The organism is Vibrio sp. G-C-1, assembly GCF_021728015.1.
GTDB lineage: Bacteria > Pseudomonadota > Gammaproteobacteria > Enterobacterales > Vibrionaceae > Vibrio > Vibrio splendidus.
This window is the reverse complement of record NZ_JAKKCR010000012.1, coordinates 63,376-78,816: the sequence shown is the minus strand read 5'-3', so window position 1 is coordinate 78,816 and position 15,441 is coordinate 63,376. Positions and strand designations below refer to the sequence as shown.

Here is a 15,441-nt window from a genome sequence, read left to right as displayed (position 1 = left end):
TAGTTATGAACATCAAACAGATAAAAGTACCTGCTACCTACATGCGGGGCGGAACAAGTAAAGGCGTTTTCTTCAACTTAAGTGACTTACCTGAAGCTGCGCAAGTTGCCGGAGAAGCTCGAGACGCATTACTTCTGCGCGTGATTGGTAGTCCAGATCCTTATGGCAAACAAACCGACGGCATGGGTGGTGCAACATCCAGTACCAGTAAAACCGTTATTGTTTCGAAAAGCAGTAAAGCCGATCACGATGTTGATTACTTATTCGGCCAAGTAGCAATAGACAAGCCGTTTGTCGATTGGAGCGGTAACTGCGGCAATCTGTCTGCTGCAGTGGGCCCATTTGCAATTCATAGTTGCTTAGTCGATTCGAATCGTATTCCAGAAAACGGTGTGGTCGAAGTGCGAGTATGGCAAGTGAACATAGAGAAAACCATTATTGTTCATGTACCTATCACCAATGGGAAAGTCCAAGAGTTAGGTGACTTTGAGCTCGATGGTGTCACTTTCCCCGCCGCTGAGATCCAAGTCGATTTCCTAGATCCAGCCGATGCGAGTGGCTCTATGTTCCCAACAGGGAATGTTGTCGATTTTTTAGATGTTCCAGATCTGGGGTGTATTAAAGCGACATACATCAATGCCGGAATACCCACCATTTTTGTCGATGCTGAATCGGTTGGTTACCAAGGCACAGAGCTTCAATCCGATATCAATAGCGATGCCAAAGCCTTGGCTCTGTTTGAGTCCATCCGAGCACATGGTGCAGTAGCTATGGGTCTTATTGATTCTTTAGAACAAGCTGAATCACGCCAACACACACCTAAAGTCGCGTTTGTTGCTAAGCCTCAAGCGTACCAAGCCTCCAGTGGTAAATCGGTTGCTGCCGAAGATACTGACCTTCTGGTGCGTGCTTTGTCTATGGGACAACTGCATCACGCCATGATGGGGACAGCTGCGGTCGCCATTGCTTCAGCGGCGAGTGTGCCAGGTACGTTAGTGAACTTGGCAGCCGGTGAGGGTTCCCGAGATTTTGTGACCTTTGGTCATCCATCAGGAACCTTAAAAGTGGGTGCTAAAGCTATTCAGACGGAAAGCGGTTGGAAAATAGAACGGGCGATTATGAGTCGCAGTGCCCGAGTGATCATGGAAGGTGCCATTCGTGTGCCTTTTCCCAAGTAAAGCGACTGTCGTGAACGGTTAAATGTTCACGAACACAACGCTGAGAAAAGAGTGCAATCAAGTGCTACTGCCAAAAGCTAGGCGCTTGGAATAATGGATAAATCATGGAGGAGGCACTATGTCTGCTACGAATCGAATGAACAGAAAAACAGATTACATCACCGAGTATCAATGGGCTAGGGAAGACCCCAATTCGTTCTGGGAAACGCAAGCACAAGCGATAGATTGGTTTGAACCACCAAAAACGATATTACAAACTGACGATAACGGTATTGAACGTTGGTTTCCTGATGGGGTGATGAACACCTGCTGGTTGGCGCTTGATTACCATTGTGAAAATGGCCGTGGTGGCAATACCGCGCTGATTTACGATTCTCCAGTTACAGGAAATCAATCCTCATACACTTACAATCAATTGCGTGACCAAGTGGCAAAAGTCGCAGGTATGTTAGCCACGCAAGGCGTTACCAAAGGCGATCGTGTGGTGATCTACATGCCAATGATTCCTGAAGCGGCAATGGCAATGCTGGCTTGTGCTCGACTAGGCGCGGTGCATTCGGTGGTGTTTGGTGGTTTTGCTCCTCATGAGCTTGCCGTTCGTATCGAAGATGCTGAACCGAAGGTCTTGATTACTGCCTCCTGTGGTGTCGAGATAAACAAAGTCTTGCCATATAAACCGATGGTTGATCGAGCGATCATGGACAGTCGTTGGAAGCCCGAAAAAGTGGTGGTATTCCAAAGAGAGCTGTCTCTAGCCGAATTGAACAATGAACGCGATGTACTTTGGCAACAAGCGGTTAGCGATGCATTGCCTCATGTGTGTGTGCCTGTTCTAGCAACTGACCCACTATATATCTTGTATACATCAGGGACGACGGGTAAGCCAAAAGGCGTGGTTCGTGACAATGGTGGTCACGCGGTCGCCATGAAATACTCTATGAGCACTATCTACGATATGCCGCAAGATGGCGTATTTTGGGCGGCTTCTGATGTCGGCTGGGTAGTGGGGCATTCCTACATTGTTTATGCACCATTGATTCATGGTTGTACGACCATTTTGTTTGAAGGTAAGCCAGTAAGAACGCCAGATCCCGGCGCATTCTGGCGTGTGTGTGAAGAGTACAACGTCGATGTATTGTTTTCTGCGCCAACAGCGTTTAGAGCAATCAAGAAAGAAGATCCTGAAGGCGAGTTGCTCACCAAGTATGACTTATCATCGCTCAAGTCGATTTTCATGGCTGGCGAGCGCTTAGACCCGCCAACATTGGATTGGGTTGAATCTCATACCAATAAACCGGTTATCGACCACTGGTGGCAAACCGAAACGGGTTGGGCTATTTCTGCCAATCCAACAGGGCTTGAATCTTTGCCTGTAAAAGCGGGTTCTTCAACCAAGCCAGTACCCGGTTACCAAGTGGAGATCCTCAATGAATTGGGTGAAATCGCACAAACGAATCAACAAGGGTTTGTGGCACTTAAACGACCATTGCCGCCTGGTTGTTTACCCACGGTATGGCGCAATCATGACCGGTTTGAATCCGGCTATTTGAGTCAGTTCCCGGGCTATTATGTTTCTGGGGACGGTGGCTATCTTGATGAAGATGGGTATCTATTTATCATGGGCCGTATCGACGATGTGATAAACGTAGCGGGACACCGTCTGTCGACGGGAGAAATGGAAGAAATCGTGGGTGGTCACCCAGCCATTGCAGAATGCGCGGTAGTCGGTATTCACGATGGCTTAAAAGGGCAGCTACCTCTTGGTTTAGTTGTGCTGAAAGATGGCGTGAAAGTCGATGGCATTGAACTGCAAGCTGAGTTAGTGGGTAAGGTTCGTAACGAGATTGGTGCGGTTGCATGCTTTAAGCAAGCCTTGGTGGTTGAGAGACTGCCTAAGACGCGCTCGGGTAAGATTTTACGCAGAACCATCCGACAAATCGCAGAAGGCGAGCAATATGTGGTGCCTTCGACGATTGACGACCCTACCAGCTTAACTGAAATAGCTGAAAAGCTCGGCAAATAGACGTCGCAGTTTAGGTAATCTCACCTTCGGCTTGTTTATTAATGTATAACCCAGCGTGATGGTTTACCTAAACTCTACTTTATTCATCCGCTTATCCATTGCGTTTACTATGACCTCATTATGAACCCCACATATTGAGGTCTTTTTTATGCGCGCTTACTTTTGGTTGATTGCTTTACTGGTCAGTGGTGCTGCTAGTGCCAGTATTTCAAAGGATGAAGCGAGTAGGGCGTTGTTAGAGCCATTGAGTCATCCCAAGATATTTAAATGTGTGTCCAAGACTGGCGTCGATCTCTATCAAGCGGTTTTTGATATGGGCGTGGGGTATGAAGCCGACCCGATTAACTCGAAGATGATCGTTAATTCAAGGAAAGGCCGCTACGAATATCAAATCTTAGGCGCGGTAAGGTCTGAAAGAGCCGGTGAAATTGTTGTGTTAACTCGTCATGTGGGAGACGGTGTTAAAGTTGCCGCAATGATTGATGACGAAAATGGCAAGATACTGGGGATCGGCGATAAAAATCATTATCGAGATTGCGGTGTTAGGCCACCACCTAGTGCAGAAAATATGCAAAACTTTTGGTCCAAAGGCTAAGAGCGATTGAGGCGACCTAATTGGTCGCCTTTTTTGTTTGTCAGGCTAAGGCGAGCTCAAAGATATATATCAATAAGCACTTATGCGATGGTTGAATGATACATAACTGAACATGATGTATCGTCTAAACGTAGCTTTATTTATCTCATTAACGGTTCTGCTTAAGATGGCTCTACTCCAAACGAAGAACTAAGCGAGACTCCTATGAAATTCACTAAACCTTTTCTTTTAGCGACACTGATTGTGACTCTTTCTGGTTGCGCATCTCCAGCAATGGATAACGAAAATGAGAATGCTGCACGTAATCGTGGTGCTGTGGGTGGTGCTTTATTAGGAGCGACAGCAGGCGCTCTAACTGGAGATGCGAGCTTAGCCGCGAAGGGTGCTGCATTGGGTGGTGTGACCGGTGGTGTTGCTGGTTCAATGAAAGATACGGATGATGCAAGAAACGCACAACGAACCCAAGTCACTGCCGATGGTCTAGCGCAAGACAATCGCACCGATGCAGAAAAGCGAGTTGCTGAAGTAGAGGCTGAAATTAAGCTTATTGAACTAGAACAACAGCTTGCTGATCTCAAAGAAGAGAAAGAGGACAACGGTGCATAAAGCTACAACTAAAGCTAAAGCTAAAGCTAAAGCTAAAGCTAAAGCTAAAGCCTCGACATTCGTTTAATTGAAAATCATTCAAACAGAATGGCCACGTAATGTGGCCGTTTTTGTATCTAAAATACACACTTCAAACAATGAATTAATTCAATAACTTGTATAGATACTCACGGCAAGTAAACTAGACTCAGTTTAGATATTAATTTGGTTTGAGAAGCGCAATAGTCATGAATGTCACCTTAAGGGCCGCAAAGCACGCGGATTTGGAACAACTTAACGAGTTAATGTTCGATCTCCACCATCACCATCACCTTGCAAGTCCAGAGCATTTTAAAACGGCAGAAGAGATTGAGCAGGAAAAAAGCATTGCACGATACTTGGATGATCCTGAATGCTTGGTTTATGTGGCATTAAAAGGTGAGCTCATTGTTGGTTTTATCTCTGGGCATTTTTGTGAGCTTATCTCAACGGTGAGTAAACCAGTGCCGATGGGAAGTGTCGATGAACTGTTTGTCTTGCCTGATTATCGAAAAGAATCCATTGCTGAAAAGTTGTTTAACAAAGTTGAAAGTACTTTTGATGATTATGGGGTTGAACAAGTCTTTGTAGAAGTTTGGGACTTTAACTCACCTGCCAAGGACTTCTATCAAAAAATGGGGTTCACACCTCACATTCAATGGATGAGGAAGGCTTTGCACAAAACGTAGACAGCGATTTTGTGCGGCTTTGATTACAATAGTTCAACTGCAACAGCAGTCTTAAATTTCTTCTATTATTTTTTAGGTAAACTCGTTGGTTATTCGATATCTATTAGTTTTCATACTGTCTCTTTTGAGTACTACTTCCGCTTGGGCAAACAACACTTTGCCAGATCATATTGCGGGCGCCTTGTGTGTAGTACGTGCTGATAACCAAATCGTGTTGGTTGATGAGTTGATTACAGGTCAATTGTCTCTACCGGGAGGCACTGTGGTTTCTGGTGAACCGCCATCGGTCGCGGCGCAACGAGAAACTTGGGAAGAGGCGGGTTTGTCGGTAACGGTCGGTGATGTACTGGGTTATACCGATAGTGCCGTTGTGTATGATTGTGTCTCTGACTCTGAAGTGATCAGTTACAAAGCTCGAAATGAGTTAGGTGGCTTTGAGCTACCAATCTGGTTTGCTCCTCATTACGGTGTGGAAGTCAGTCGCGCGATGTTATTGCCACCTACGGAGTTGCAAGCCAACCAATACCGTTACCCTGAGCAATGGTCTGAGATTAACGAATTCTTTTTATCCGCGACAGATCAACCTGTGACGTATGTGACTGAGCTGGTGGGCGCGGCACCGAAAGTCCATCAAGTTGAATTAAATTGGATTGTGTCGCTTCAAAACGCGTTCGATAATATGCCAAGCGTGTTTGCGAATACTGTGCTTTTAACTGACTCGTTAGCGAAGCCATGGATTTTCATCGTGATATTGCCGCTAATTGCTTGGCATTTTGGCCGTAACTTCGCGTTGAAGTTTGGCTTCACTTTGATCTCGGTGACATTGCTCACTTTAATCGCCCACCAAGGGTTTGGTTTTCCACGTCCGCATGCTTACTTGCCAACATTGAAGCTAGTGATGAGCAGTGGCTATAGCTTTCCAAGTTTATTGGCTGGCTTGTGGGTGAGTTTAACCTTGTTAGTCTTTTGGAAACTAAAGCGCCTCTTGGAGCAAAAATCGATTTTGATAGTGCTCGCGGGCCTACTGTGGATTATGCTATTTACGTCTTATTCAGGCAGTGCGTTCTTTAGTGATGTCTTAATGGGAGGCGTATTGGGCGCGTTAACGACTTGGCACATCGTGAGATTAGATGCGAAACCTGATGTTGATATTAGTGCCTTATTAAGCTCTAAAGGTGTCTGGTGGGCATTGTGCTTACTGTCGATTGTTCTCACGGTGATATGGCCACTGCCAACATTCTCTTTCTGGGTAGCAATTTTGATGACGATTGCATGCTTAGTAACGTTAACGGATTCGAAGCCTTTGGTCGGCCAGTTCTCATTCAAGATTGTATTTGGAGTGATGGCGATGTTGTTAGCGGGGAATCTGCTGATTAGCTGGGCAGGAAGTTTCGTCTCATTCAGTGGCATCGCTTCATTTATCGTTGAGACCTTACGTTTCCCAATCTTGATTCTATTTGGTGTAGTGGCGTTTCGTCTGCCATGGAAAAGAGAGTAGGCGAACCGACTAATATAAAATCAAAAAAGGCTGTGCAGTGCACAGCCTTTGTCATTTGTGCAACAAGCAAAAAGTAATTCTCACTATAGCTGCTGAGCGTTTATGAGTTGAAGATAAACTTCTCAATCGCGACCGCTACACCATGGTCGTCGTTGCTCGCTGTGATGTGATCCGCCAGTTTCTTGGTTTCTTCCATTGCGTTTTCCATTGCAATGCCAAGGCCAGCGTATTCAAGCATATGATGATCGTTTTCAGCGTCACCCATGCAGATTACTTCTTCTGCTGTAATACCCAAGTGCTTAGCTATCGCCTCAATACCGACACCCTTGTTTGAATTTGGGTTTAGGAACTCTAAGAAGAATGGTGCACTTTGCACGATAGTAAATTGAGTCTTAAGCTCTTGTGGCAACTTGCCGATGATTTCAGTCAGCTTGCTTGGTTCTGCGACAATCATAGTTTTGATGATTTCGTGGTCATCTTCTAGTTGAGAAAAGTCGAACTCGGTAATCTCTAAGCCATTAATACGCGCTTCAATAGCTGTGTACTCATTGTTTTCAGGCGTGATTAAGCCATGAATCTTGCTGAATGCATGAACATAACCACCAAGCTGTACAGCGAGGGCTGCGATCTCTTTCGCGGCTTTACCATTGCTGATCTCACTATGAATGAGTTCTTTTGTAGAGACGTTTTGAACCATAGAGCCGTTGTAGAAGAGCACAAAGTCATCTTCGCCGTTGATTGAAAGCTCGTCTAACTTACTCTGCATGCCTTCTAAAGGACGACCAGAAGCCAGAACCACTTTCACACCTGCAGCGCGTGCTTTGGCAATCGCGTCTTTGTTCTCTTGAGAAATTACTTTATCACTGTTGAGCAGTGTGCCATCCATATCAAGAGCAATCAGTTTGTACATGTTGTTCCTTACTAAAAAATTAAAAGCTAACGAAATCTAATGGGCGAAAGGATAAGGGAACTTGAAAGTTCAGGCTAGGGCTTTGATCAACTCATTTATCAGTACTCATTTGTTTGACCAAAAGGGGCAAGTGCTTTAAGGTCTGCGGTTGATTAATTTCATCAAATGATTGAGCTGAGGGTAAGTTGTACAAGATTAATGAAATGTTTGAAACCATCCAGGGCGAGGGCGTATTTACCGGCGTTCCTGCTGTTTTTGTTCGACTGCAAATTTGCCCTGTAGGCTGTTCTTGGTGTGATACCAAACAGACTTGGGAAGCGTTGCCAGAAGATGAAACGAGCCTTGGTGATATTATGGTTAAGACAGAGGATTCACCGACTTGGTCTGCAATTGATGCGCAAGGAATCGTGAATGAATACATCAAGCAAGGTTACACCGCTAAGCACATTGTGATTACCGGTGGTGAGCCGTGCATCTATGATCTTGTCCCTCTTACTGAAGCATTTGAGCAGCACGGTTGTCGCTGTCAGATTGAGACCAGCGGAACATCGGAAGTAAAAGCCACACTGGGTACTTGGGTTACGGTGTCACCAAAGGTCGCAATGAAAGCCAAATTGGATATCCTTGATAGCGCACTCGTTCGTGCGAATGAAATCAAGCACCCTGTTGGTACAGGTAAAGATATCGAGCAACTAGATGCTCTTATTGCTAGAGCCGATGTTCCTGAAAATACAGTCATTGCACTTCAACCTATTAGCCAAAAAGAACGTGCAACGCAACTGTGTATTGATACCTGTATTGAACGTAACTGGCGTTTATCTATTCAAACTCACAAATATTTGAGCATCGCATAGGTTGCATTTGTTTACTGGTCTAGATAAGTCGCTAGTAGAAGATTCTCGTAAGGATTTAAGATGAAAAAAGCAGTCGTAGTATTCAGTGGTGGTCAAGACTCAACAACGTGTCTTGTTCAAGCTTTAAAAGAGTATGATGAAGTTCATGCGATTACGTTTGACTATGGTCAGCGCCATAGACTCGAGATTGAAGTTGCGGAGTCGTTGTCGAAAGAGCTTGGTGTGAAAGCGCACAAAGTGATGGATGTGACTCTGTTGAATGAACTGGCTATCAGCTCTCTGACTCGTGACGATATTCCTGTGTCTCATGAGCTACAAGAGAATGGACTACCAAACTCTTTTGTTCCTGGTCGTAATATTCTGTTCTTAACTTTGGCGGGTATTTACGCTTACCAAATCGGTGCAAATACCGTAATCACGGGCGTGTGTGAAACTGATTTCTCAGGCTACCCTGATTGTCGTAATGACTTTGTGAAAGCGATGAACTCTGCGCTTGTACAAGGTATGGACAAGCCGCTTGATATTAAAACACCGTTAATGTGGCTCAACAAAGCTGAAACATGGGCGTTGGCCGACCAGTACTCAGCACTTGAGCTTGTTCGCAATAAAACACTGACTTGTTACAATGGCATCATCGGTGATGGTTGTGGCGATTGCCCAGCGTGTGAACTGCGTAAAGTTGGCCTTAACGATTACCTAGGTGATCGTGAAGGTATTATGGCTGAGTTGGTTCGCAAACAGACTGAGAATAAATAACCTCAGGTCAATCAATTGGTTCGTTGTAAGCATCAATGATGCAGTTTCGGCCGTTGCTCTTTGCTTGATACAGTGCTTGGTCAAGCACAGAGTACAAGTCATCAAAGTCACTTAATGCGTTTGAGGTTGCTAGATAAGCAAAACTCGCGGTTACATTAAGTGGCTTTTTGCTTTCTGATAAGAAGACAGTGCTTGATATTGCGTAGTGCAATTCTTCAACACGCTCTCGTACTTCAGAAGGTTTAGTGTCGGTCAGCATGATAAGAAACTCTTCACCGCCTAAGCGGCCAAACAATTCATCACTCATTAAGTGCTTTCTTATTTGTTGACTAATATGGACGAGTGCTCTATCACCGGTAGGGTGTCCATGTTCATCATTGATCGTCTTGAATTTATCCAGATCAAGCAGAACGAGGACATGTTGCTTTTCCGTTCCTTTACAGCGTCTGACTCTTTTGATTCTTCGTATGATCTCGGTCCGGCCATACGCTTTTGTCATAGCATCGATGGAAGCTTTTGCGCGAATCGTTTTGTTTGCTAATACCGTAAAGCTTGCAGCACAAAGCAACAGAATAACAACGATGTTGTACATCCATCTTTGATGTTCCATTTTTTCAATTTGAACGCGGTCGAGCTTCGCCTGATGTGTCAGGAAAGAGCTCTCAAGTTCCTGCTCATATTTGGCGTGCGTTAAGCCGAGGGCTTCGAGTGCGAGTCGATTGTCGATGTCTCTAGCTTCCATTTGTATTGACGAGTATCGCTGGTAGAAATAGAAAGCTTGTTGGTAATCGCCGAGTGATTGATGAATATCAGAAAGCTGCAGGAGTGACTGAGCGATGTACTTGTGTCTTGTGACTTGCTCGGATACTTCTAGAGCTTGCTGAGCATAATTGAGCGCCTCGGTTGTCAACTTTTGCTCTTCGAACATATCGCTTATCGCCAAGTAAGCGTTAATACGAATGACGTCGTTACTTAATTCATTCGAAGCTGACAGAGAGTTGACTAAGTAACCTCTTGCCAAATCATAGTCTCTAATTTGAGTGTAAGCTTTTCCTAAGCCAAGACTTGTTAGTGCGATACCGTAGCTATGCGACGATGAGCTCAGCAGTGTTCTTGCTGTTTGAAAGTGGTTAATTGCTAAGTCACTTTGCTCTTGGTTAAGGTAGAGATCTGCAAGACTATGATGCACTTGTGCTTTCATCAAATCAGAAGCACTTTCTCTTAATGTGAGTGCTTCTTTGAGGTACTCTGCCGATTTTTCATATTGCTTTAATTCTTTAAGCAAGTTACCCACATCATTATAGATCCCCGAAATGTCATGTCCTTGTGGGAACACGTTTATCAGTGATAGGTAGGTATCTAGCGCGGCTTGATAGTCACTGCGGAAATGGTGATTGTTAGCGATGACTCGATAAGTACCAAACTTTGGTAACACAGGGTCAGCGATGTTATGTAAATCTGATTGAAGCGCAGAACAGTAATAGTTCGCTTGATGATATTTAGCTTGTTCGTTAAGCGATCGGCATAGCTGGTATTTTAGCAGGGCTCTTCCAGTCAAATCACTACGTGATTGCATCTTCGCCAATAGTGTCAGAAAGCTTTGTTGCGCTTCCTCATATTGGCCTTGGCCATCTTTCATTAAAGCAGAAATAAACGTTTGTTCAATCGCTTGGTACTCACTGTCGTTTGAAGCGATTCCATAGAACGGTTGATCTCGGTGGCTCATGTATTGGTATAACAAAGATGAAAGGTAAAGCTTATCTCCATAGACGGTTGAGCCAGTGTAACGGGTTTGCAGCATGTTTAACGCACGCGATGGGGAGTGAGTTAGAGTCGAGAGATAGAGTGTATTCCAATCAGCATTTGGAGTCGTGTTTGAATCCAAATTAGATGAGTTGAAAGGAGAGTCCTGGTAACGATCTTGCGTTGATACTTGGCCATGAGAATAAAAGCTAATGAACAGTAGAAGGGCAATAAAAACAGAGTGAGTCACAAGAAACGATCTATCAGATAAAGAACGATATTCTATTATTAGTTTGATGTTGCTTCAATTTTTGAATGGAATGGGTAGGAGGTTATGCGAGGTAAGTCTCTAATTTGTTGATATTTATCAGAGGTGTATCGGTCGTACTGTTCGCACGACCGATATCGGAAATTAGATGTATAATTTCGCTAGGTCAGAAGGCTCAAGTTCTTTGCCTTCTAATGTTGCATTCCAGTTAATACCAACAAGAACGCCGTCTTCAGCTAGAGTCAATAACCAATCTTCTACAAAGATATCTAGTGGAATTTCTAATACTTCGAAGTCAGCCCACTCTTCAACGTTGTGAGTCTGAGCATCTTCTTTTGAAGACCAAAAAGGCATCACTTCGCTGCTTTCGAATTCACTTGAGTCACATGCTAGCCAACCTTCTTCATTGCGAAGGCCCCATACCAGTTTAGTTTCTTGTGTTTCAGAAACGAAAAGTTCTAGATTTGCTTGAGTATCAGCTGTTAGTTTGCTCATGGATTAATTCTCTATGTTGATAACGATGCAAGATTAACATTATAGACGGCTTAGGTACATGCTATTCAAGGAATTATCACCATACTGAAACGTAAACTTGAGATCACGTTTCAGTATGGTAAACGCAGGATAGAGCCTACTTTTTTATTTTGGTGAAGATGTGCCACTCTTCTTTGATATTACCTTTAAACCCAGCAACAGAAGCGACAACTTTTCTGTTCAGTGCGTGATTAATTTGGCTGTTGTCACTGCTGAATTCAGAATCGCCATGACCCACGATGTTGACTCGAGATGGTTGAATACCATTACTGATAAGGGCACGCCTTACGTTGGATGCTCGTTCTTTTGACAGTTCTAAATTGTGTTTGGCATTGCCCACTTTGCTGGCATAACCTTGTAACTCAATCGATGTACCCTCGTAACGCTTCAAAAACGCAGCCATCTGGCGTATCTGCCCTAGGAAAACAGGGTTAATTTCCGTAGAGTTATTAGCAAAGAGTATGTGGAGTTCTTTCTTTTCTGACAATTCAAAATATGAACCACAACCGTCGTTATCGATCTCAGCGCCAATTTGCGTATCGGGACATAAATCTCGCGCGTTAATTACGCCGTCATTATCATCATCTTCGAGATCATAAATTTGCGTGATGTCTGGAAGAGCTCGATATTCAAATTCTTCATTGCTTGTTTCAGCTAAAACGTTGGCAGAGACAAGCATGAGACAAAGCGGAAATACAGTCTTTATCAGCTTCATTAGTATTCTACCTTTTCATTCCATTCTTGAGGGGTTTCGACGCGTAACCCAGTTAACAGGTTTCCTGTTGCATTCATTACTCGGTACTTCGCGTATTGTTCGTCGTACTTGGCATCCAGATAGCCCTTACGGGCTTCGAATAGTTCGTTCTCGGTGTTAAGCAAATCGAGAAGGGTACGTTTACCGATACGGTATTGTTTCTCATAAGAGATAACGGTGTCTGATGCCGAGTCTACGTGATCTGACAAGAACTCTTTTTGTTGAACGGTTAAATCAAGGGCACTCCATGAAAGGCGTAAACTTTCTTCTACGTTTCGGAACGTACTTTCACGAAGGTCTTTCGCTTTGTTTAGTTGATAAGCGGCACTTTCTGCACGGTCTTGGTCTGAACCGCCGTTGTAAAGGTTGTATCTTAAACGAACCATCGCAGAAAACTCGTCACTGCTGCCTGGAGTGCCACCGGCATCATCGCGCCAGGTTTGAGCGGCTTCAAAAGAAACCGTTGGGTAGTTGGTGCTCTTAGATTGCTTGTATTGAAATTTCGCTGAGTCTACATCGGCTTGTGCAATCTTAATTACTGGGTGCTGATTAAACGCTTTTGCTAATGCACCATCAACCGTGTAAGGGATAGCGCCTGCATCTGCGCGAGGGAAGGTTAACCCTAGCGGAGATTGACCCACAAGCCTTTTGAATTGTGTATGAGTGTCAAAAAGGTTGTTTTGCGCCGCAAGTAAATTACCGTGCGCTTTAGCAATACGTGCTTCTACCTGCGACATATCTGCCGTTGAGCCAATACCTGACTCAACACGCTTGCGAATATCGCTGTATATTTTTTTGTGTGTTGCGAGGTTGTTTTCAGAGAGTGAAAGCACTTCATAGGCTTTTACCGCATCGAGATAAACTTTGGTCACTTCTAATGCGATATCTTGAGCATTAGATATCAATTGATAACGCACTGATTCCGCATCAGCCGCAGTACGGTCAATATCATTCGATGTATTAGCCCCATCCCAAATAAGCTGGGTTAGCGTAATTGTCGCTTCTTTCCGAGTCAGATCGGTCGTGCTTGAGTTAGTTGCTAGATCGGTATGCTCGTAACCAATACCTCCATCCAAATCTATACTTGGACGATAAGCACCACCAGAAGCATCATTAAGATATCGCTTACTGACATATTCATTATAAGCACTTTTGATTTCAGGATTGCTTTCTAAAGTGAACGCAACGGCTTGCTCTAGGGTTTGTGCTGTCGTCGGTAAGCTCATACTTATAGCTAACCCTAATGTTGTCATTTGAAGCCTATTCAATGTGCATCTCCCTAAAGTTAGCTCGCATCCAAGTCTTGAATTCGTGCTGTTATATACGAAATTTAGATGAACCGCCAAAAAAATTACGATCGCTAAGTTGGCGATCGCAAATGGTTGTCAAAATGTTAACCGATCAGTGTGCGTTTATGGTGTTTTTATACACGTCAATCTTACGTTTTTAAATCTACTATTTTCCGCAAACACAATAACTTATATTACTGGTGTGAGCACTAAGATTGTTATGCGATGTGATCACCGTCATCAGCTTGTCACTCAAGTTGTTAAATACTAGATTCATAACTAGGAATTATATGACTTTAAGTGTTATATTTTAACTAATATTATAAATATAATGTCACTATTTTGACGTTAATGACAAGAAATGCTTTTTTAGGGGTTTATATGGACATGACAACATTGAATTTGGGTGGTGCATTAGCACTTGGCCAGCGCATTGTTATCTCGGTAGATGGTACGATTAAAGTCTTAGAAGAAGGCCAACCACTACAAGCAGGGGATGTCGTTCTTGAATCTCAGAACGGGTCCAATGAACCTCAGGTATCGGCAAAACGCTTCTCATTAGAAGAAGGCGAAATTGAGATCGACCAAGATATTGCGAATATCTTTGCCGCATTAGAAGAAGGTCAAGACCCGACCGAGCTAGGTGAAGAGTTCGCAACGGCAGCTGGTCAAAACGGTTCAAGTTTGGCTTCTAGCGGAACTATTGAACGTGATGGTGAAGAAACTATTCCTGGTACAGAGTTCGTTACTACGGGTTTCGAATCATTGGGCTTATCTCGCACTCAAAGCTTAAGCCTACTTGACGCTTATCGTTCATTGACTGAAGCAGCAACGCCTTTAAACAGCAACCCATCTTTTGTTGACTCAAACAATGCTGAAGCTAGTGACGTCGTCACCTTTACGACAGATGAAGATACACCTGTTAGTGGCACTTTGTCGGCTTCAGACGAAGATGGTGATGATCTGTCATTCAGTAAAGCAACAGAACCATCAAACGGTACTGTCGTTGTCGATGAAAATGGTGATTGGACTTATACCCCCAACGAAAACTACAACGGTAACGATAGCTTTACAGTTGTTGTATCAGACGGCCAAGGCGGTACCGATACTTTGACAGTGAATGTGGGTGTGAATCCAGTCAACGATGCACCAACGCTGGTTGATGGCAATGGCGATCCACTTGGCGACAGCGTGGCGGTAACCACCGATGAAGACACGCCAGTGAGCGGCTCACTGCCCGCATCAGACGACGATAACGACTCATTAAGCTTCTCTAAAGGCAGTGATCCATCTAATGGTTCGGTGACAGTTGATGAAAACGGCAACTGGACCTACACACCAAACGAAGACTACAACGGCAGCGACAGCTTCACGGTCATTGTCTCTGACGGCCAGGGCGGGACTGATACGCTGACAGTGAATGTGGGTGTGAATCCAGTCAACGATGCACCAATCCTGGTTGATGGTAATGGCGACCCACTCGGTGACAGTGTTGCAGTCACGACTGACGAAGATACGCCAGTTAGCGGTTCTCTTTCTGCATCAGATGGTGACAATGACTCACTAAGCTTCTCAAAAGGCAGCGATCCATCTAATGGGTCAGTGACAGTTGATGAAAACGGCAACTGGACCTACACACCAAACGAAGACTACAACGGCAGCGACAGCTTCACGGTTATCGTCTCTGACGGTCAAGGTGGTACGGATACGCTGATAGTGAATGTGG

General features: G+C 44.3%; 14 protein-coding genes. 9 read left to right on the top strand and 5 right to left on the bottom strand.

Annotation, left to right across the window (positions count from 1 at the left end; all coding sequences use genetic code 11):
* Nucleotides 1-5: 5 nt before the first annotated feature.
* From prpF to L3V36_RS17410, 6 genes are all read left to right on the top strand, one after another.
* Nucleotides 6-1,178 carry a 2-methylaconitate cis-trans isomerase PrpF gene (prpF, locus tag L3V36_RS17435; RefSeq protein WP_065682183.1) on the top strand — a complete coding sequence of 391 codons (1,173 nt, stop codon included), beginning with the start codon at nt 6-8 and terminating at the stop codon, nt 1,176-1,178.
* A gap of 118 nt (nt 1,179-1,296) precedes the next feature.
* Complete coding sequence (locus tag L3V36_RS17430) at nt 1,297-3,201, top strand: propionyl-CoA synthetase (RefSeq protein WP_208775599.1); 1,905 nt, start codon at nt 1,297-1,299, stop codon at nt 3,199-3,201.
* Nucleotides 3,202-3,349: 148 nt separating this feature from the next.
* Nucleotides 3,350-3,796 carry a hypothetical protein gene (locus L3V36_RS17425; protein WP_017093209.1) on the top strand — a complete coding sequence of 149 codons (447 nt, stop codon included), beginning with the start codon at nt 3,350-3,352 and terminating at the stop codon, nt 3,794-3,796.
* Nucleotides 3,797-4,000: 204 nt separating this feature from the next.
* A complete protein-coding gene (locus L3V36_RS17420; RefSeq protein ID WP_004733606.1) occupies nt 4,001-4,402 on the top strand; it encodes a glycine zipper domain-containing protein in 402 nt (133 codons plus the stop codon).
* A gap of 227 nt (nt 4,403-4,629) precedes the next feature.
* A complete protein-coding gene (locus L3V36_RS17415) occupies nt 4,630-5,109 on the top strand; it encodes a GNAT family N-acetyltransferase (RefSeq protein ID WP_009846623.1) in 480 nt (159 codons plus the stop codon).
* Between the two features lie 85 nt (nt 5,110-5,194).
* Nucleotides 5,195-6,607 carry a phosphatase PAP2 family protein gene (locus L3V36_RS17410; RefSeq protein ID WP_102557452.1) on the top strand — a complete coding sequence of 471 codons (1,413 nt, stop codon included), beginning with the start codon at nt 5,195-5,197 and terminating at the stop codon, nt 6,605-6,607.
* Nucleotides 6,608-6,707: 100 nt separating this feature from the next.
* Here L3V36_RS17410 and L3V36_RS17405 read toward each other — a convergent pair whose 3' ends face one another.
* On the bottom strand, nt 6,708-7,517 hold the full coding sequence (locus L3V36_RS17405) for a Cof-type HAD-IIB family hydrolase (RefSeq protein WP_017093206.1): 810 nt from the start codon (nt 7,515-7,517) through the stop codon (nt 6,708-6,710).
* Nucleotides 7,518-7,702: 185 nt separating this feature from the next.
* Here L3V36_RS17405 and queE point away from each other — a divergent pair, with 185 nt between their 5' ends.
* The gene (queE, locus tag L3V36_RS17400; protein ID WP_017077101.1) at nt 7,703-8,371 is read left to right on the top strand and encodes a 7-carboxy-7-deazaguanine synthase QueE; all 669 of its coding nucleotides are present in this window, start codon (nt 7,703-7,705) and stop codon (nt 8,369-8,371) included.
* Between the two features lie 60 nt (nt 8,372-8,431).
* Entirely contained in the window at nt 8,432-9,127 is a 696-nt protein-coding gene (queC, locus tag L3V36_RS17395; protein WP_017082670.1) for a 7-cyano-7-deazaguanine synthase QueC, read from the top strand.
* Nucleotides 9,128-9,134: 7 nt separating this feature from the next.
* Here the strand turns inward: queC and L3V36_RS17390 are convergent, their stop codons facing one another.
* The 4 genes from L3V36_RS17390 to L3V36_RS17375 all read right to left on the bottom strand — a co-directional run bounded on the left by L3V36_RS17390 (nt 9,135) and on the right by L3V36_RS17375 (nt 13,694).
* On the bottom strand, nt 9,135-11,120 hold the full coding sequence (locus L3V36_RS17390; RefSeq protein WP_208775598.1) for a GGDEF domain-containing protein: 1,986 nt from the start codon (nt 11,118-11,120) through the stop codon (nt 9,135-9,137).
* Nucleotides 11,121-11,282: 162 nt separating this feature from the next.
* Nucleotides 11,283-11,633 carry a DUF2750 domain-containing protein gene (locus L3V36_RS17385; protein WP_004733613.1) on the bottom strand — a complete coding sequence of 117 codons (351 nt, stop codon included), beginning with the start codon at nt 11,631-11,633 and terminating at the stop codon, nt 11,283-11,285.
* 136 nt (nt 11,634-11,769) lie between these two features.
* Complete coding sequence (locus tag L3V36_RS17380; protein WP_102451598.1) at nt 11,770-12,387, bottom strand: OmpA family protein; 618 nt, start codon at nt 12,385-12,387, stop codon at nt 11,770-11,772.
* A complete protein-coding gene (locus L3V36_RS17375; protein ID WP_102567515.1) occupies nt 12,387-13,694 on the bottom strand; it encodes a TolC family outer membrane protein in 1,308 nt (435 codons plus the stop codon). The genes L3V36_RS17380 and L3V36_RS17375 overlap by 1 nt, the downstream gene beginning before the upstream one ends.
* Before the next feature lie 402 nt (nt 13,695-14,096).
* Here L3V36_RS17375 and L3V36_RS17370 point away from each other — a divergent pair.
* The coding region (locus L3V36_RS17370) for an Ig-like domain-containing protein (protein WP_237296702.1) at nt 14,097-15,441 on the top strand (1,345 nt) is incomplete at its 3' end.